Below are 18,501 nucleotides of genomic sequence, written 5' to 3'. Positions count from 1 at the left end.
GGATTATTGGGAAAGATACTTTAATACTATTGCCAGTCCTACGGCAGATTCCACAAAAGCAAACCCCAACGATTATAAGCGAGATTGGCTCTAGTTAATAACAGCTATTATTTGTATATTTAATACATGAATTTACAAGAAATAAAGCGAGGAATTTCCATGCTTTCCCCATCTGAAAGGCAGGAATTGTTAAAAGAATTGTCAACATCACCAAAAGATTCAGTTCCAACGGTAAGAAGCCAAGAATCTAGGCGTTTTTTATTAGACAATAAGTTAGGTTGTTGCGCCCATTGCTCGCATCCAAAGTATGTAAAATTTGGTATTGACAAAGGCTCTCAGCGCTATAAGTGTAAATCCTGCAAACGCAGTTTTACAGAATACACAGGTACTTGGATGGCAGGTTTGCAACATAAGGACAAGATTGATGACTACCTTAAATTAATGCTAGAAGAAAAGAGCTTAGATAAGATAAAAGTAGCCTTATCGATAAACAAGAAAACGGCTTTTGACTGGCCTCATAAGATATTAGTCCCATTATCAGAAAACGATAAAGATGATTTTACAGGCATTACAGAAAGTGATGAGACCTTCTTTTTAAATTCAGAAAAAGGGCGACCAGTAAATCATCGGGAATCAAGAAAACGTGGTGGTAGCTCTAAAACCAAAGGCATCAGTAATGATCAAGTAGCTGTTATTGTAACCCAAGATAGAACATCTAATCCAGATATTACTGTAGCCACTATGGGAAGATTAAAGAAAATAGATATTGTAAATGCTATTGGCAGCAGAATAAAGGCAAGTAAAGCCATTTTATGTAGGGACACACATCTAAGCTACAAAGGATTTGCAATAGACAATAAAATAGAGCATCACACTCTAAAAGGCGTCATAAAACAACGTGTCAAAAACAAAGTGTATCATATACAACATGTCAACTCAACTCATAACAGAGTTAAGAAATGGATAGATAACAAGTTTTGGGGAGTATCTACCAAATACTTGCAACAATATTTGAACTGGTATCGCATCAAAGAAAAATTAAAATATAGAAACGATAAACTCAATGCCTTTGTAAATAAAGTGTCAGAACATATTAATGCGTATCAAAAATATCAAAATATTGGATTGAAGTATCAAAAATTAATATCAACGCAATTTTAAACTAGAGCCTTATAAAATTAAATTTGAAAGTAATGGTACTTGTTATAAATATTATACCGGAGAACCTACGCAAGAATTCACTTACTCGATTCGTAATAGTTTTTCTACAAGCGGGCTAGAACTTACCTTTCTTAAATTAGTTGCCGTAAGTAGTTATGTATATGATCCGGGAGAGGCCATAGAATATGAGATAAATAGCCTTGGAGATGATAAAATGACATTAACAGTTCTTAAACCTAAAATTAGTTATATGCATTTCACTAAACAATAAAATTCAGGGGTAATACAATTCTAATATACTACCCTTTTTTAATGATTTAAAGATGATGAGAAAAGCAGTATTAAAAATTGTAGTAATTTTATAGAATAAAGAGCCCGTCACAGCTCTTTTATTTCCTTCTTTTTTTAAAAAGCAGGTACAAAAATGGCTGGTTAATTTTAAACATTTTGTAGAGAGACAATAAGTGAACTTTTCCATAATAGGTTGTTGGTAAAAGGCTAAACCGAACTCCTTTTTTTGTAATTTGATTTCGGCCCGTTATTTTTGTTTTTCTTTTTTCAAAAATTGTATTAACAACATCAAACAAAAAATACCTACGAATGACAAAATAGTAATGACTGTCCAGGTATTGTCAAAGCCTATTTTAGCTATCAGTTGCATTCCCGAGTTATGCCCGAAAACATGGGCAATGGAAAATGAAATGGTATAAAAAGCCATGTATTCTCCCTGGTTTCCTTTTTTAGCTCTGTCTATTACAAAAGCATTTGAAAACGGAAATGCGATCATCTCTCCTACGGTTGCCAATAACATAGCAATAATCAGAATACCTACCCAAAATCCTGTAATGAGTACCCAAAAGCTGAATGCAGTTAACAGAAATCCGATAAGTATAAGGAAGGGTTTTGAATATCGGGTATTTTCAAGCCATTTGATCAGTGGCATTTCCAATAAAAAAATGAGAAATCCGTTCATTCCGAAAAGCAAACCTATTTCCAATTCTGTCAAATGGTATACATCCCTGTAATACAGGGGCATCGTTGAGAAATATTGTAGAAACACGAATCCAAATAAAAACATGGCGATAAAGAAAATCCAGAACGGCCTGTCTTTGTATATGGAAACCGGGTTTTCTACTTTCACTTCATCCAGAATGCGTGCTTTTTTAGGGTTTAATACTTGTATTAATAGTACGACTGCCATCAAACATGTAATACCATCGACCCAAAAAAGGCCGTAATATCCGATGGATGTGATGATAAAGCCACCAACAGCCGGGCCGGCAGAAAATCCCAGGTTGATTGCCAGTCGGATGAGTGTCACCGATCGGGTTTTGTTTTCCGGTTTGCTATAGGCACTTAAAGCTACAAACATAGCGGGCCTGAAGGTATCAGCAACCAGCATCACCAAGAAGATACCTACACAAAAACCCGCTAGCGTAGTTACATATTGCAATGCAATAAACAAAACTCCTGTCAGGAATAAGCTTATGCTCATCACTTTATAGTAGCCGATACTGTCAGTTAATTTTCCACCTAACCAGGAACCCAAAACCGATCCCAGTCCAAAACAAGACATGATCCAACCTACATTTTCTTCCGTAAAACCTAAATCTTTAGTTAAATACAATGTTAAAAAAGGAATGACCATAGTTCCCGCTCTATTGATGAACGTGATCAGTGAGAGCCACCAAACTTCTACGGAAAGCCCTTTAAACGTACCTAAATAGTTAACATATAACTTTTTCATTGTTTTAAGTTAGTTAAGGATTGCTTTAAAATAAAAAATCCGGCTAAACAGCCGGACTTTTTGTATTGATTCGTTTTATTTATATATCATAAAAACACATACAATGCCCGGTTATGGCTATGGATACCTAAAATCCATTGTTTGCAAGTATATGTTTTATTGACAATTCTCATAATTTGTTTTGTTGATGTTGTAAAACTACACAAATTTCTGACACAAAAACCAAAAAATGATCTTCTTTCTTGTATCTTAGAACAAAATTTCCCAAAAGTGGAAAAACGCATTACCATTTTAATTTTATTCATTTTTATCTCCTGCAATTCACAGGACAAAAAGCCTGTAGCAGGAGAAACCGAATATCAGCGCGAGTTAAATGCTCAATATAAAGACGTTACGAGGTCACCATTAAAAAAGAAAGATTTAAAAAGTTTTAAAGGGCTGGATTTCTTTCCTGTAGATTCTTCTTTTATAGTTACGGCAAAGCTAACCCTGACTCCCGATACTCCCGTTTTTGAAATGCCTACTACAACAGATTGGAAGCCTTTGTATAGGGAATATGGAATTTTACACTTTTCTCTGAAAGGAAGAACATTTCAGTTAACACTGTATCAAAATCAGGACGAACTCAGTGATCCGAAGTATCGGGATTATCTGTTTTTACCTTTTACAGATGGCACCAGTGGTGAAGAATCGTATGGAGGTGGTCGTTATATGGATGTTTTTTTAAGTACTATAAATGAAGATGGTACTGTTGTTCTTAATTTTAACAATACTTATAATCCATATTGTGCGTACAACGAAAACTATTCCTGTCCGCTTACTCCAAGAAAAAATCATTTGGGTATTGCTATTAAAGCAGGAGTAAAGGTCTTTAAAAAAGACAAATAGGTAGATTTATACCATTTATCACTTGAAATTACTGGTATTAGTACCGGAGACCTTTGCAAAATAGTGATATATTCCGTATTGAAATTGATTTGGCTTCAAATTTCTTCCTTCTCGAAAATTTTAAATCCTCAAAACCAACAGGTTATTCCGGTTTAAAATTTTCTTCGGGCGTCGAACTTTTTTGGGATCAGTCACAAAAGTTGTGTGTGAGTTCAGATGAAGATTAATTGTTAATTGAAGATTGAATGAAGTGTGTCTTTGCGAGTGAAACGAAGCAATTAGGGATCAGGGTCAAAAGTTTTGTGTGGATTGAATTAAAGTTTTGATCTTTGTAAAAAAAAACAGAGATTGGAATTATCCTTAGACCTTTTAAAATTCATCTTACCTGAGATGCTCGTAGAACATTTTGATTTGGTAAGACACACTCATCGAAATGAGGAACTTCATTTGTATTTTGAAGAGCGTAATGTTGTTCCTAAAGAAGTCATAAATCCTAATGTAATTGCTCATGGTTTCCACAAAGAGATTACTATTGAAGACTTTCCTTTGCGTGGAAACACTGTGTATCTTCACGTAAGGCGACGTAGATGGTTAGATAAAGAGACTAGGCAAATCATTCAAAGAGATTGGAATCTAGTAGCTCAGGGAACTCGCATGACAGGTGAGTTTGCTGCTTTTTTAAAAGAGATTAGTCGATACTGAGAAGAGTGATTGCAAAACCATTGCAAGAATCTATGGCGTGAATGGGAAGAAGTTCCAAAGGCAGTATCGAGATTATTTGAGTGAGTTTAAACAGTGGAAGGAAAAGTCTCATGCCAAAGAGTGGTTGATCTTCCCTGAGAATATAGGAACTCGATTATCTATCGACGAAGTAGCCTTATCAAAAGGAGAACTCTACACCATCGTTACCAATAAAAAAGCTAAAGGAAAGAAAGGAAGTATTGTGGCGATCATAGCTACTACCAAAGCAGAACCTATTATCAAACACCTATTTAAAATCTCATCTGCGAAAAGAAACAAGGTCAGAGAAATTACCCTAGATATGGCGAACTCCATGAAGCTGATTGCCAAACGGTGTTTCCCCAAAGCCATACAAGTAACCGATAGATTCCATGTACAGAAACTAGCTCTAGAAGCACTTCAAGAAATTAGGATCAAACATCGATGGGAAGCCATAGATACAGAAAATGAACGGATCAAACTTGCCAAAACCAATAACAAAGAATATTACCCTGAAATATTAGAAAATGGAGATACCATAAAGCAACTCTTGGCTAGAAGCAGATACTTACTCTACAAAGCACCAAGTAATTGGACAGAAGATCAAAGAGTAAGAGCTAACATCCTCTTTAAAAGATATCCTGATATCAAAACAGCTTTTAAGCTCGTACAAGGACTTAGAAATATCTTCAACACAGCAAACTCAATACAAGTCGCTTATACAAAACTAGCGCATTGGTATAAAGATGTAGAACAAACAGCATACAAGGCTTTTAATACCATAGCAAACTCTATCAGGCTTAACTATAGATCAATATTGAATTACTTCATTAATAGAAGTACTAATGCAGCGGCAGAATCTTTCAATGCCAAAATCAAAGCCTTTAGATTACAATTTAGAGGGGTCAAAAACACAGAATTCTTCCTCTATAGATTAACTACAATTTTTGCATAAACACAACAATTAGTCTTGATCCATTTTTTGCCAAATCAATTTTGCAAAGGTCTCTACTGTTTATTTTATCAAATACATTCCTAAAAAGACTGCCAAAAAAGTCATGACAAAACTTACAATGGTATAAAAAGCAAAGCTCACAAAATCACCGCCTTTTAAGAAAACATAGTTTTCATATGCAAAGGTAGAAAAAGTAGTAAATCCGCCACAAAATCCTGTTGCCAATAATAGGGTTTGGTTTTGATCTAAGGCTTCGTTTTTCGCTGCCAAACCTAAGATGATTCCTATAAGGAAGCTTCCTATAATATTGGCAGCAAAGGTACCCAGTGGGATGCCTGTTTCCGGATGGTTTAGGTATTTCCCCAGAATATAACGAAATACACTACCAAAACCTCCTCCAATAAAAACGAGTATTAATTGTCTCATAATAGAAAACACCATTGCGAAGAATAACAGATGATTCAGATCGCAATGGTGTTTTTTTCGGACCTTTACTTTAAGATATAGTAAATATCTGTTTGAATATCTTGCGGTTTTACCGTCATGGGGTCGTTCATATACAACTCCCATACAAGATTATTGTTTACTTCTAAATTATTGCCTTTTACATACTCAGCAATTTTTTCGTGAGCTTCACGATCTCCATTTCCATAGTTTCCAAATTTAGAAACCATAATTCCTTTTCCTTCCGGAATAGAAACCACTTTCATTCCATCGGCAGGTTTTAGCGTTTTATTGAGTAACAGTCCGATATAAAACTCTGCTTCTTTGGTTTTTTCATCCCATTTTATATAAACCGATCCCGGTATATAATCTCCTTGTTTCAATCCTTTTTGAGCAGCATATATACCAGCCTTAGGCATATATTCCATAAATAGCTTTGTCATTTCTTCATGGCTGGCATCTGTACTCGTTTTTTGAAAGTATCCTATAAATTTCTTTCCTTCAAGTTCTACAGGTTTTACTTCATCTACTCTAAAACTATTTGCCAGTGCTACTTCTTCTAATACCACTCCCTCCAAATTATTTAGTCCTTTTTCCTCCATAGTACCCAACATTCCGTCCCATCCTCCCGTGAAGGCAGCAAACATTTTAAATATGAAAGGTGCTTTGTCTTCTTTCATTTGCCATGTTACTTCCGTACCTTTTTCGGTTTCTTTAAACTTCCAAATAACATCACTAGGTTCAAATTCTTCGAACTGCATTTTTTGTTCGATTAATTCATTGGGAACCACATTGATTGTTTTCATATTTCCGGGACCATCTTTGCTCGTCCAACTATTGTAAGCTCCTACTCCCGAAGTAATATCTCCGTAAGTAACTACAATAGTGGAATCTTCATCATGCCAGGGGCCCCATCTTTCCCAGGTTTTCATTTCATTTACCGTATTGAAAACAGTTGCTAACGGAGCTTTGATAATTTTTGAACGCGATACATCATAATCGCTTGGCTGAAAAGCTACATAAGTAAATCCTCCAACAATTACTATTAAAATAAATAACAATAAGTACTTTAAAAATTTCATTTTTATATGTTTTAAGTGTTGATTGGCTGCTAAATTACTATTTTTTAGAGAAAAATAAAATGTTATTCTAATATAACATCTTCTGTGTCAGTCCAATTCCATTTTCCGATAACTGTTCCTTTTCTAAAAGTCATGATTCCGGGATTGGCTCGAATCATCGTTTTCAGTGTTGTTCCGTCACAGAATAAAAAGTCAAAAGGCAAGTTATATTGATTTTGTATTAAAATTAAATCATCACCAAAAGATGCTGAAACGCCATATACCGTGTATCCTTTTTCGATAGCTTTATCTGCTATTTTTTTAATACGCTCAAAGCCTTTTTTGTTAGATTTTGATATGTTATAAACTATAATAAGCATTAATTTTTCCCTCCCCATTAATTCTTCTGTTAAATCATTCTGCGTGTCTTCCAACATGAAATCATGTACAGGCGGAATTTTTCCATCGTCTTTATATTTCATTCCTTCAGGGATATTTTTTCCAACGGCATAGGCTCTGAAATCTATCAATGGTAGATGGTGTAATACATAGTATGTGGTATAAGAACAACTGATTAGAGAAATTAAAATGAGTGCTACTGTTATTTTCTTTGAGAGCATTTTCTTGATTTCTTCTATGTTGAACAGTAATAACACAATAAGCGCAATTAAAATTACATTTTTATAAAAGGTTTCCCATGGGGTTAATGTAATGGCATCTCCAAAACAGCCACAGTCTGTTACCTTATTGTAATATGCGGAATACCATGTAAGAAATAGAAAAATGACATTAAGTATTAATAAACTCCAAACGGTAAATTTAGGTTTGTACCCTAACAGTAATAGAATACCGAGTATCACTTCTGCTATGATTAAGATGATTGAAAAAGGTAATGCATAGGGTACTAAAAATTCTACATTTAAAACTCCCGGGCTAAAATATTCCTGAAATTTATATTGTGAGCCTATCGGGTCTACTAATTTTGCAAAGCCTGAAAAAATAAATATACTTCCAACAAAAATTCTTGATACATGAACTACTATTTTAATTATTATTCTCATTTTAAGTTTAGGATTTGCTTGATGGTTTTATCATTAGCGCATATGTATTATGGCAAATACCGCATAGTTGATAATATCTTGATAGTTCGCGTCAACTCCTTCGGAAACTAAGGTTTTTCCTTTATTATTCTCTATTTGTTTGACGCGTAATAGTTTTTGAATAATCAGATCTGTTAAAGAGCTGATTCTCATATCGCGCCAGGCTTCTCCGTAGTCATGATTTTTATCTTCCATCAGTTTTTTTGCACTTCCTATATGTTGATCATATAACCGTATGGCTTCCTGAATGGTTATATCCGGATGTATAGCTATTCCGAGTTTCAGCTGAATCAGAGCCATGATGGCATAATTGATAATTCCGATAAATTCGGATTTTTCTCCTTCTTCTATCTTACGAGTGTAGTTTTCCTGTAGTTGGCGAATTCTTTGTGCTTTAATAAAAATCTGATCAGTTAACGACGGTAATCGCAGGATCCTCCACGCACAACCGTAATCATTCATCTTTTTAATAAACAGGTTTCTACAGACTCCTATTACGGCATCATATTCTTTTGAGGTATTTTGTATCATTTTTTTACTATCTGCAAAGTATCTTTGTAAAAGTAGTAAATCCTATATGCTTTTCGTTTATTTTTACAGAAGAACTTTAGATAATCGAATGACCTCTACTATGAAAGAAGCGGATTAAAAGTGCTTTTATCAGGTATTTTATTTATAGCTATAAATAAAATCTATACTGATATCTAAAAGCAGATATAAAGTCTTCGCCAATTTTTAATAAGTAAATCAGTGAAATCTGGAACTTAAAACTTTTTGACTTTAAATTGTATTCATGACCATTAATTGTAACGGTAAACTCATCGATCTTTCTTCTCCTAAAGTAATGGGGATTCTAAATATTACTCCTGATTCATTTTATGACGGTGGCAGATATAAAAGTGAATCGGATATTTTACACCATACGGAAAAAATGCTCATGGAGGGAGCAACATTTATTGACGTGGGTGCTTATTCGTCAAGGCCCGATGCAGTTCATATCTCTGAAGATGAAGAATTGCAAAGAATTCTTCCTGTTATTAAATCATTAGTGAGCGCATTTCCGGAAATTCTAATCTCTATAGATACTTTTAGAAGTAGGGTTGCCAAAGAAACCGTTCAGTGTGGGGCAGCTCTTATTAATGATATTTCAGGGGGGAATTTAGATCTTCACATGTTTGAAACTATTGCAAAAATGCAGGTTCCCTATATTGTCATGCATATGCAGGGGACTCCACAGCATATGCAGAAGAATCCGGAATATGAAAATATAACTAAAGAATTGATTTCTTTTTTTGCTGAGCAAATTTTCAAGCTTCGCCAATTAAAACTGAATGACATCATTATTGATGTTGGTTTTGGTTTTGGGAAAACCGTAGCTCATAATTACGAGCTACTAAAAAACCTTTATTTATTTAAGAGTTTAGAAGTTCCTGTTTTAGCAGGCCTTTCCAGAAAATCAATGCTTTACAAAACCATAAACGGTTCTGCTCAAGATGCCTTAAATGTTACAACTTCTGCAAACACGATTGCGCTACTAAATGGTGCTAAGATACTTCGCGTACATGATGTTAAGGAAGCCATGGAAACTATTTCAATTGTCACTCAGGTACAATAATATTGCTAATCGAATCGGAAATATGAAAGAAATGCTTCTTACTTTTAATGGATTCTCAAATAAAGAGACTTTTGAAAAATAGTGATATATTCCGTATTGAAATTGATTTGGCTTCAAATTTCTTCCTTCTTAAAAATTCTAAATCCTCAAAACCAACAGGTTATTCCGGTTCAAAATTTTCTTCGGGTGTCGAACTTTTTTGCCAAATCAATTCTGCAAAGGTCTCATAAAGTATTGATATGGTTTTCAGATAATAATTAGTACATTTACTTTAAAGGGATCCGTATTTATGTTTACTTTTATTGATATTTCTTTTCTGGATATACTGGATATTTTACTGGTTGCTACTTTACTCTATTATATATACAAACTTTTAAAAGGTACGGTTGCTATTAATATTTTTTTGGGAATTGCTTTTATTTTTCTGATTTGGAAGATTACCGAAGCATTAAAAATGGAAGTCTTGAGTAGTATTTTAGGCTATTTGCTCAGTGGAGGAGTGATTGCTCTGATTATTGTTTTTCAACAAGAAATAAGAAAGTTTTTATTGATGATAGGAACTACTAATTTTACTTCTAAAAGAAATTTTTTAAATCAGTTAAAGTTTTTAAGATCTGAGATTGGTTCCGAGACCAATGTTACAATTTTAGTAGCTGCCTGTAAAAAATTGTCTAAAACAAAGACGGGTGCTCTCATCGTAATAGAAAATACGAGTAGTTTGGATTTTTTAGTCAGCACCGGTGATACGATGAATGCTCTCTTAAATGAGGCTTTGATTGAAAGTATTTTTTATAAGAATAGTCCTTTGCATGACGGTGCAACTATTATAAGAGATAACTATATTATAGCTACCAGAGTTGTTTTACCGGTATCTGAAAATGCTTCAATTTCTTCAAGATTTGGTTTGCGGCACAAAGCAGCTATCGGAATATCTGAAAAAACCGATGCTGTTTGTTTACTGGTTTCCGAAGAGACAGGTGAAATTTCTTATATCAAGGATGGTAGCTTCGAACCGTATAAAGATGATGATGAATTGATAGAGAAACTTAGAAAAGATATTGCTTAAGAATAAGAACTCATTTAAACTTTTTGGATTTAAGCGAACATTGGAAGTTTTTAGATATGTTGAAAGCTTTTTTGAGTTGCATAGCAGCGCTACGGAAGGAAAAAAAGATAAAAACAGAGCTAAAAACAGCAATTTTTTAGCAAATTGAAAAAATTTAAATGAGTTCTAAATTATAAAATTTATATAAATTACAAATTTTAAATTCACAATTACGAATTTTTATCTCTTCAATATCAACTGATTAAATTTAATTTTTGTGAAATTAATTTTTAGACTCAATATAAAAAAATCACAGTTGTTTGGTAAAAGAATAAAGATCGCTACGCTTTTAAATGCAAGAATATAGATTTATTGAACAATATTACGATGCCGGTGCTACATTAAATTGTTTGTCGTACAGGTTTTTGTAATAGCCTTCTTTTTTTCTGAGTAATTGGTTGTGAGTCCCTTCTTCCACAATCAATCCTTTGTTCATAACAATGATCTTATCTGCTTTTTTAATAGTTGCCAATCTGTGTGCAATTACAATAGAGGTTCTATCTTTGGTAATCGTATCCGTTGCATACTGTATCATCTGTTCTGCGTGGGAATCTACAGAAGAAGTAGCTTCATCTAAAATGAGAATACCGGGTTTATTTACATAGGCTCTTAAAAAAGCTATTAATTGTCTTTGGCCTGAAGATAGCATAATACCTCTTTCTTTTACATTGTAATTGTAATTTCCGGGCAGCGTCATAATAAAATCGTGGATTCCTATTTTTTTAGCTGCTACTTTTACTTCACCTAATGATATGGCTTCATTTTTTAGTGTAATGTTATTTATAATGGTATCTGAGAAAAGAAATACATCTTGTAATACTACTGCTATCTGTTTTCTTAATGATAGAATCTCATACTCATTAACAGGAATCGTATCTATAAAGATAGTTCCCGAGTCAATTTCATAAAGTTGGTTGATTAAATTAATAATGGTAGATTTCCCGGCTCCGGTAGCCCCTACAATGGCTACTGTTTGTCCTTTTTTTACTTCAAACGAAATACCCTTTAGTATTTCTTCTCCTTGAATATAACTAAATCTTACGTTTTTAAAAGCAATATTTCCTTCCATATTTTTTACTTTCAATGTTCCGCTCTTATCAATAGAACTATGTGTGTCCATTACTTTAAAAACACGTTCTCCCGAAACAATGCCCATTTGTAATTGGTTAAACTTATCTGCTATCTGACGTAAAGGCCTGAACAGCATTTGAGACATCTTTATAAACGCTATAATAATTCCAACATCGGCTATCCCTCCGGCTACAACTTGTAAGCCTCCATACCATACTATCAGTCCTATACCAATTGATGATAAAATTTCGGCTATTGGAAAAAAAATGGAATAATACCATACGGTTTTAATATGTGCTTTTTTGTGTTTGTTATTAATCTCCATGAAGTTTTTGTATTCCATTTTTTCTCTGTTGAAAAGTTGAACAATCTTCATTCCCGTTACTCTTTCCTGTACAAATCCATTTAAGTTAGCTACTTGATTTCTTACTTCCTGAAATGTGGCTTTAATAGCTATTTGGAATATTTTGGTGGCATAAATGAGTAAAGGTAATACTGCTATCCCTATAAGTGCCAACTCCCAATTCATTACAAACATTACCACAATTACTACAAGCATTTTTAAAATATCGCTCACAATGGTGAAAACTCCCTGGGTAAAAAAATTAGCAATGGTTTCAATATCCGAAACGACTCTGGTTACTAACCTACCAACCGAAGTATTATCAAAATAGCTCATCTTAAATTCTAAAATATGTCTAAATATTTTAGCTCTGATATCTCTGATTATATGTTGTCCCACCCAATTAGCGTAATAAATAAAGAGAAATTGTAAGAGCATTTCTATAATGGTCAACCCTAATAGAAGTACTATATAGTAATTAAGGTTTGTGAGGTTTTTAGTATTAATAAAATCATTGATGGCAACGTTGAGTACATAGGGATTTGCTGCAGCCACCAGAGCTAATGTAATGGTTGAAAGTGCTGCTATTGAAAAGTATAATTTGTACCGTTTTGCAAAACTCATTAAGCGAGTAAATACTTTTACGTCAAATGCCTTTCCTGAAATTTTTTCTGCCATCTATGTCGTTTGATTTTTTTTGATTCTTATTTTTTTAATACTCTAATAGTTGACTCCTGTCAAAAACAACCCTTTTGCAGGTGCTGATATTCCTGCATTACTTCTATTTTTACTTTCAATGATTTTTTCAAAGGTAGTGATATCGATTTTTCCCGTACCTACATCTAACAGCGTTCCTACAATTGCTCGTACCATATTTCTGAGAAATCTATTTGCTGTAATATAAAATGTCAATTTATTTCCTTCCTGCTTCCAGATAGCTTTTGTGATATCACAAAAAAAAGTGTGTACCTCTGTTTGCACCTTGGAAAAGGCTTTAAAATCTTTGTGACCTATTAGTTTTTTACAAGCTTCATTCATGATACCTATATCTATTTTCTGATGGTGAATCTGCATGGTTGTATCTAATAAAAATACATTCCTGCCCAACCAGATTCTATATTCGTAGCTACGGTCTACAGCATCGAAACGCGCATGTTTTTTATTATTTACTTTATAGACATCACAGATGGTAATATCATCGGGCAATACGGAATTAAATTTATACACATTTCCTTTACCTATTGCTTTACCTGAATTGAAATGAGCGATCATTTGCACTGCATGCACACCGGTATCTGTTCTTCCTGCCCCTACTACATTAATTTCTTCCTGTAAAACAGTGCTTAATGCCTTGTTAACCTCCTTCTGGATAGAGTTTACACCGGGTTGAATTTGCCAGCCATGATAGTGTTTTCCGTTATATGATAATTCGATAAAATATCTCAAAAAATACCTGCTTATACGTAGTAAAATTAAGGATTTTATTTTGTTATTTTACACCAGCTATTATTTGAAATTATCATAAAAGAAAATGATGATTTTTTTCTTTATTGGAGTTAGAAAAATAAAACATAACCTTAGTTACAGGGCTCCTTTTTATAGCGAACAAGAAAGGAAAAAGAGCATTTTATTACGGTAATTTAAAGTGATAAATGGTATTACTTTGGAATCATGAAGAATATCTTACTGCTTTCGGATACTCACAGTTATATAGATGCACAACTTATAAAGTTTGTAAAACAAGCTGACGAAGTCTGGCATGCGGGTGATATAGGAGATATGATTGTTACGGATACTATTAAAAAATTAAAACCTTTACGAGCTGTATATGGTAATATTGATACTAATGAAGCAAGGACAATATTTCCTTTAGATGCTAAATTTACCGTAGAAGGTGTTTCTGTTTGGATGACACATATTGGAGGGCATCCGTATAAATACCACCACAGGATACGGGAAGCGCTGACTAAAAGTCCTCCGAAACTTTTCATTTGCGGGCATTCCCATATTTTAAAGGTACAGTTTGATAAAAGATTGAAGTTTTTATATTTAAACCCGGGAGCTGCCGGAAAACATGGATTTCATCAGGTAAGGACCATGTTACGATTTCAGTTAGAAAAAGGGGAAATTAAAAATTTGGAAATTATAGAGTTGGCTAAGCGTGTGTAACCGCTTCACGTTGCTGTACAGGGAGCTCTACCTTAATTTTAGTCCCTTTGCCTATACCTGTTTCTATAGCAAATTTTCCTTTCATCATTTGTACTCTGGCTTCTATCTGGTTAATTCCCAGACCATCTTTTTCCTGGATAATTTCTTTATCAAAACCTTCTCCGTTATCTTCAATAGTAAGCATTAGCTTTTGTCCTTCTTCAAATAATGTCAGCTCTGCTTCCGTGGCCTTGCTGTGTTTTAAAATATTATTGATAAATTCCTGAATGATATTATAAATTCTAATTTCAAACTTTTGATTGTATCTTCTTATATTATATATGTTTGTTTCTATTTTAATTTGAGAATTGGAAAATTTATTTGCCATATCCTTTAAAGAATATTGCAAACCAAATTTTAATAATACGGAAGATACTAAGGTATGTGATAAATCTCTGATTTTTTCGGAGGCTTCTACAATAATTTTTTGGGATTTTTCTATTTCTGCCGGTGTGGAGCCATTAAATTGAGTTCTACTTGCTTGCAAGTGTAGGTTTGCAGAAGATAGCAGGCTACTCACACTATCGTGTAAAGTTTCTGCAATTTCTTTGCGTTCGGATTCTTTACCATCTATGGTAGCATTCAGAATACGATTCTGTACTTCTGATTTCAATTTTTCTATTTTTTGTTGTTGTTGCAGTTCGTTTCTGGAAAGCTTTAAACTTAGGTTACTTTGTCTGAATCTATAATATGCAACTCCCCCTATCAGGAGTACAATAATGACACCACTTATGACACTGATAAACCACGTTTTTTCTTTTTGTTTTAAGAGTTTAATCTCCTCCTGTTGAATCCCTATAGCTTTTCCTATATCAAAATTCTTTTCAGCATTTGCTTTTTCAACTACCCTCCTTAATTCATCATCTCTTAATTTATCAAAAATAGTATATGATTTTTCTTGAAATTCATATGCCTTATAATCACGAAGCTTATACATTGCATATGCTAAATTAAAATATAAATCTGCTTTGTACCTATCTGCTTTTTCTCCTTCAACTTTCTCCAGAAGTTTTAAAGCTTTTAAGGTAGTCTGTTTAGATTTTTCATAATCTGATTCATATAAATATATACCGGCTAAATTCCCGTAAGCTCCGGCTAAACCATAAAAATTATTCGAAAAATCAGACTCTATTTCAATTGATTTATTCGCATAAAATCGAGCTTTATCAAATACATTATCATGCATGTAAATACTAGACAAGTTACTATAAGCTTTTGACTTCAGCTTTGAGATATCTTTCCCAAAAGAAGTTGAATTAATGACCTCCGAATAGAAATATAAAACGCTGTCCTGATACCTTTTTATACTATCATTCTTTTCTAAGAGTCTATGATAAGCTATTCCAAGTTTAAATTTGTTTTCAACGACAAGAAAATCGTTATCGTTTTTTTCCTTTAAAAAATCGCTATCAACACTTGTTAATTCAAAAGAGCGCAAACTCTTTTTGAAATACTTTATTGCTTTATCATATGCTTTTGTCTGATACCATATTTTTGCTATCAAATAATTGGTCAATGAGTTTAATTCCTGATTTCCTGCTCTCTCTGTTTCATATAACAATTCAGTAGCAATTTCGATAGATTCAGGAAATTTTTTACTTATGAATAAACTATCTGCCTTTCTAAACTTTTTAACTAATAATGTAGTATCCTTGTTTTGATAGTAGTTATTAATAAGTAGAGGGACTGTATTATTTATATCTACTCTTTTGTTTGAGCATTCTGCTTTTTCAATACAGTTAACTGTGACTACTAGTAGTGCTAAAAATATTTTTATTAATCCTCTCAATATTTTACTCTCTTATTATAGATCTTGGTTTCCTCACTGTCGCCCTTCCTCTGCCGGTTTCACTATTGGCGTAATGGTTTACAAAATCAATTTTTAAATCAACTCCTTCTTCTTTTACAAATGTTTTAATAAAATCGGATTGGGAACCGGCTCCTTCTCTTAGGTGTACTTCATAAGTACCTATAGTATCATTATAAACAAAGTCAGCAGTTATATTTTCTTTTACTTTAAAATTCATCGTAACTGTGTCATCTCCATTATTAGTAATACTATATTCGCTTAAAAAATCTTTATTAGCATCCCTATTAAACCGGATATCATCATCAATAACAGTAATGAATGACTTTTTGTTTGTCTCAGTATCTGTAAAACCAACGTTTAAAGAATTATTATTTAAAGACAGCTCCTCTCTAAAATTTGTTTTAGATTGATTATCAGACGAATATACGTAAAAATTATTATTATTTGATTTAGCATCCTTAGAAAGCGAAGCTACTGCATTTTCATTTAGGGTATAGTCTAAAGAGTATGCTCCCGTTGCGTCTCTTTTAACAGAGTAGTTTTCCAATAAATTATTGGTAGTTGCTTCCGGACTAAAAATTTCTTCGGAAGAACAAGATATTAACCCCAAATTAACAGTTAACATTACTAAAAATAAACTGGCTTTTTTCATGATTGAAAGATTTAAAAATTTGATTTCTGATTTTACTATATATTAAAAAAGTAGGCTTGCAACGCGTGTGCTATTAAATAGTAATTAGGAAAAAACGAACTCTTATTAGGGGTGGTTCTCAACTAGAAAACATAAGAGTATCTTAATTTTAGGGGATACTTACTATATAATATTGTTTTTCACTGCATACATTGCCAAGCCTACTGCATTTTTAACTTTGGTTTTTTTAAATAAATTTTTTCTATAGGTTTCTACCGTGTTTGTACTAATATGTAATATGTCTGATATTTCTGCCGTACTATTTTGTTTCGCTATTAGTTTTAAAACTTCTAACTCCCTTTCTGTCAAATTATAAGCTATTGTGCTTTCCGGTCTATCTCCTTCTTTCACTTTCTGCCCCGTGTACGACTTAAACAAATTGTTTTTTATGTCATCACTAAAATACTGCCCTCCTTTTGCTACTACTTTTATTGCTTTTATAATATGCTCTCCGGCACTATTTTTAGATAGAAAGCCCTTCACCCCAAGGTGAAGTAATTGTTTTACCAAATCCACATCATCATAACTAGACAGTATAATTACTTTTTGCTCAATTTCATTAGTCTGAAAAAACTTTAAGACATCAATGCCATCAAATACCGGCATATTTATATCTAAAATCAAGATATCAGCTTTTTTCTCTTTTGACCAATCTATGACTTCTCTTCCTGTTAGAGAGTATCCTTCTACCTCTATATTATCATCAGTATTTATTACAGCTATAATTCCTTCAATCAGTATCTTATGATCATCAGCTACGTGAACGTATATCTTTTCTTTCATTTTTATGCTACAAATTTATATGTTATACTAAGATTACACAATACCCTTTATTGGTGAAATTTTTATCTAACGGTTTTCAGTGACATCTATTTTAAAGGGTAAGTACTTTATAAAAACAAAAACCAGAGTTTTAAACGCTGGTAATACGCTAAATATATACTAAGAGGTTAGATTTATCGCAATCTATCTGCAGATTTTACAAGATCTTCATCTTTCTTTATTGCTCTATTCGCTGCTACGGCTAATAGAATAACAAGTATAGGTAAGAACATCCCAATACCTTTCTCAGAAACCACAGCTTCTCCGGATAAAGTTAGAGAGAAAGAAACTAGCAATCCTAATAGAAAAAGATGGATCAGCATGATAATACGTCCAAGAACAAACTGAAGTTTTCTGTTCTTAAAAGTAAAGATAGCGATCAAAGAAATGACAGACGATATTAAAAATAATGTTGGAATTGATTTTAAGAAAATTCCGGATTTGAAAAATAAATTTGGAATAAATTCTTCTGTGCCATCATTTAATGTCCACAAACTACATACAAAAACCAGTCCTCCGGATATAAGAGCTATTAAAAATAGGTATATGGTTTGTACCCTTTGAATCATTTTGACAATAATCTAAAAACAAAAATAGCTATTTCTTTTTTATATGATAGTTTTTTTAATTTAAAATAATTGTATATATTTGCTACAAGTTAAGATACCCTCTCTTAGAAAATTGTATATAAGCTTTATACAATACCAGAATAACCAATAAAAATTAATTCAAACTCTTACTTTAATTAAGAACCTATTTA

The 18,501-nt window shown here is 32.9% G+C and carries 19 protein-coding genes; 8 read left to right on the top strand and 11 right to left on the bottom strand.

Annotated features, from left to right (window positions below; translation table 11 throughout):
- Positions 1-126 precede the first annotated feature (126 nt).
- Positions 127-1,161 (top strand): IS1595 family transposase, encoded by a 1,035-nt coding sequence (locus GKR88_04800; GenBank protein QMU63668.1) that lies wholly within the window; start codon positions 127-129, stop codon positions 1,159-1,161.
- Positions 1,162-1,699: 538 nt separating this feature from the next.
- Here GKR88_04800 and GKR88_04795 read toward each other — a convergent pair.
- Positions 1,700-2,908 (bottom strand): MFS transporter, encoded by a 1,209-nt coding sequence (locus GKR88_04795; protein QMU63667.1) that lies wholly within the window; start codon positions 2,906-2,908, stop codon positions 1,700-1,702.
- A 270-nt stretch (positions 2,909-3,178) separates the two neighbouring features.
- Here GKR88_04795 and GKR88_04790 point away from each other — a divergent pair, with 270 nt between their 5' ends.
- From GKR88_04790 to GKR88_04780, 3 genes are all read left to right on the top strand, one after another.
- The gene (locus tag GKR88_04790; GenBank protein QMU63666.1) at positions 3,179-3,796 is read left to right on the top strand and encodes a DUF1684 domain-containing protein; all 618 of its coding nucleotides are present in this window, start codon (positions 3,179-3,181) and stop codon (positions 3,794-3,796) included.
- A 348-nt stretch (positions 3,797-4,144) separates the two neighbouring features.
- Positions 4,145-4,498 carry a transposase gene (locus GKR88_04785; GenBank protein ID QMU63665.1) on the top strand — a complete coding sequence of 118 codons (354 nt, stop codon included), beginning with the start codon at positions 4,145-4,147 and terminating at the stop codon, positions 4,496-4,498.
- A gap of 19 nt (positions 4,499-4,517) precedes the next feature.
- The gene (locus GKR88_04780; GenBank protein ID QMU63664.1) at positions 4,518-5,471 is read left to right on the top strand and encodes a DDE transposase; all 954 of its coding nucleotides are present in this window, start codon (positions 4,518-4,520) and stop codon (positions 5,469-5,471) included.
- A 60-nt stretch (positions 5,472-5,531) separates the two neighbouring features.
- On the opposite strand, the gene crcB is transcribed toward GKR88_04780, so the two are convergent.
- The 4 genes from crcB to GKR88_04760 form a co-directional block, all read right to left on the bottom strand.
- Positions 5,532-5,897, bottom strand: coding sequence for a fluoride efflux transporter CrcB (crcB, locus tag GKR88_04775; GenBank protein QMU63663.1), 366 nt, complete (start codon positions 5,895-5,897; stop codon positions 5,532-5,534).
- 65 nt (positions 5,898-5,962) lie between these two features.
- Positions 5,963-6,997 carry a hypothetical protein gene (locus GKR88_04770; protein ID QMU63662.1) on the bottom strand — a complete coding sequence of 345 codons (1,035 nt, stop codon included), beginning with the start codon at positions 6,995-6,997 and terminating at the stop codon, positions 5,963-5,965.
- A 62-nt stretch (positions 6,998-7,059) separates the two neighbouring features.
- Positions 7,060-8,031, bottom strand: a complete 972-nt coding sequence (locus GKR88_04765; GenBank protein QMU66643.1) for a DoxX family membrane protein — start codon at positions 8,029-8,031, stop codon at positions 7,060-7,062.
- A 39-nt stretch (positions 8,032-8,070) separates the two neighbouring features.
- Positions 8,071-8,604: a DUF1599 domain-containing protein gene (locus GKR88_04760; GenBank protein ID QMU66642.1), complete on the bottom strand. Its 534-nt coding sequence runs from the start codon at positions 8,602-8,604 to the stop codon at positions 8,071-8,073.
- A 265-nt stretch (positions 8,605-8,869) separates the two neighbouring features.
- Here GKR88_04760 and folP point away from each other — a divergent pair, with 265 nt between their 5' ends.
- The 3 genes from folP (at position 8,870) to GKR88_04745 (ending at position 10,905) form a co-directional block, all read left to right on the top strand.
- The gene (folP, locus tag GKR88_04755; protein ID QMU63661.1) at positions 8,870-9,691 is read left to right on the top strand and encodes a dihydropteroate synthase; all 822 of its coding nucleotides are present in this window, start codon (positions 8,870-8,872) and stop codon (positions 9,689-9,691) included.
- Positions 9,692-9,980: 289 nt separating this feature from the next.
- Positions 9,981-10,757: a TIGR00159 family protein gene (locus tag GKR88_04750; protein QMU63660.1), complete on the top strand. Its 777-nt coding sequence runs from the start codon at positions 9,981-9,983 to the stop codon at positions 10,755-10,757.
- Positions 10,750-10,905, top strand: a complete 156-nt coding sequence (locus GKR88_04745; protein QMU63659.1) for a hypothetical protein — start codon at positions 10,750-10,752, stop codon at positions 10,903-10,905. The genes GKR88_04750 and GKR88_04745 overlap by 8 nt, the downstream gene beginning before the upstream one ends.
- Before the next feature lie 213 nt (positions 10,906-11,118).
- Here the strand turns inward: GKR88_04745 and GKR88_04740 are convergent, their stop codons facing one another.
- Entirely contained in the window at positions 11,119-12,888 is a 1,770-nt protein-coding gene (locus GKR88_04740; protein QMU63658.1) for an ATP-binding cassette domain-containing protein, read from the bottom strand.
- 42 nt (positions 12,889-12,930) lie between these two features.
- On the bottom strand, positions 12,931-13,656 hold the full coding sequence (truA, locus tag GKR88_04735; GenBank protein ID QMU63657.1) for a tRNA pseudouridine(38-40) synthase TruA: 726 nt from the start codon (positions 13,654-13,656) through the stop codon (positions 12,931-12,933).
- 225 nt (positions 13,657-13,881) lie between these two features.
- Between truA and GKR88_04730 the strand changes: the two genes are divergently transcribed.
- Positions 13,882-14,379 (top strand): YfcE family phosphodiesterase, encoded by a 498-nt coding sequence (locus GKR88_04730; GenBank protein ID QMU63656.1) that lies wholly within the window; start codon positions 13,882-13,884, stop codon positions 14,377-14,379.
- Here the strand turns inward: GKR88_04730 and GKR88_04725 are convergent.
- The 4 genes from GKR88_04725 to GKR88_04710 form a co-directional block, all read right to left on the bottom strand.
- Positions 14,366-16,207 carry a histidine kinase gene (locus GKR88_04725; GenBank protein QMU63655.1) on the bottom strand — a complete coding sequence of 614 codons (1,842 nt, stop codon included), beginning with the start codon at positions 16,205-16,207 and terminating at the stop codon, positions 14,366-14,368. The genes GKR88_04730 and GKR88_04725 overlap by 14 nt on opposite strands.
- Before the next feature lie 4 nt (positions 16,208-16,211).
- The gene (locus GKR88_04720) at positions 16,212-16,880 is read right to left on the bottom strand and encodes a hypothetical protein (protein QMU63654.1); all 669 of its coding nucleotides are present in this window, start codon (positions 16,878-16,880) and stop codon (positions 16,212-16,214) included.
- 162 nt (positions 16,881-17,042) lie between these two features.
- Entirely contained in the window at positions 17,043-17,702 is a 660-nt protein-coding gene (locus tag GKR88_04715; protein ID QMU63653.1) for a response regulator, read from the bottom strand.
- Between the two features lie 173 nt (positions 17,703-17,875).
- Complete coding sequence (locus GKR88_04710; protein ID QMU63652.1) at positions 17,876-18,310, bottom strand: DUF4293 family protein; 435 nt, start codon at positions 18,308-18,310, stop codon at positions 17,876-17,878.
- Positions 18,311-18,501: the final 191 nt, after the last annotated feature.

Source organism: Flavobacteriaceae bacterium (assembly GCA_014075215.1).
Classification (GTDB): Bacteria; Bacteroidota; Bacteroidia; order Flavobacteriales; family Flavobacteriaceae; genus Polaribacter.
Note: the sequence above shows the minus strand (reverse complement) of the source record. Positions and strands in the feature narration are given on the sequence as shown.

Bases quoted from the DNA above. Each gene is read 5' to 3' on its own strand.
- GKR88_04800 (QMU63668.1), top strand. From the start codon at position 127: ATGAATTTACAAGAAATAAAGCGAGGAATTTCCATGCTTTCCCCATCT.
- GKR88_04795 (QMU63667.1), bottom strand. From the start codon at position 2,908: ATGAAAAAGTTATATGTTAACTATTTAGGTACGTTTAAAGGGCTTTCC.
- crcB (QMU63663.1), bottom strand. From the start codon at position 5,897: ATGAGACAATTAATACTCGTTTTTATTGGAGGAGGTTTTGGTAGTGTA.
- GKR88_04770 (QMU63662.1), bottom strand. From the start codon at position 6,997: ATGAAATTTTTAAAGTACTTATTGTTATTTATTTTAATAGTAATTGTT.
- folP (QMU63661.1), top strand. From the start codon at position 8,870: ATGACCATTAATTGTAACGGTAAACTCATCGATCTTTCTTCTCCTAAA.
- GKR88_04750 (QMU63660.1), top strand. From the start codon at position 9,981: ATGTTTACTTTTATTGATATTTCTTTTCTGGATATACTGGATATTTTA.
- GKR88_04740 (QMU63658.1), bottom strand. From the start codon at position 12,888: ATGGCAGAAAAAATTTCAGGAAAGGCATTTGACGTAAAAGTATTTACT.
- GKR88_04730 (QMU63656.1), top strand. From the start codon at position 13,882: ATGAAGAATATCTTACTGCTTTCGGATACTCACAGTTATATAGATGCA.
- GKR88_04720 (QMU63654.1), bottom strand. From the start codon at position 16,880: ATGAAAAAAGCCAGTTTATTTTTAGTAATGTTAACTGTTAATTTGGGG.
- GKR88_04715 (QMU63653.1), bottom strand. From the start codon at position 17,702: ATGAAAGAAAAGATATACGTTCACGTAGCTGATGATCATAAGATACTG.
- GKR88_04710 (QMU63652.1), bottom strand. From the start codon at position 18,310: ATGATTCAAAGGGTACAAACCATATACCTATTTTTAATAGCTCTTATA.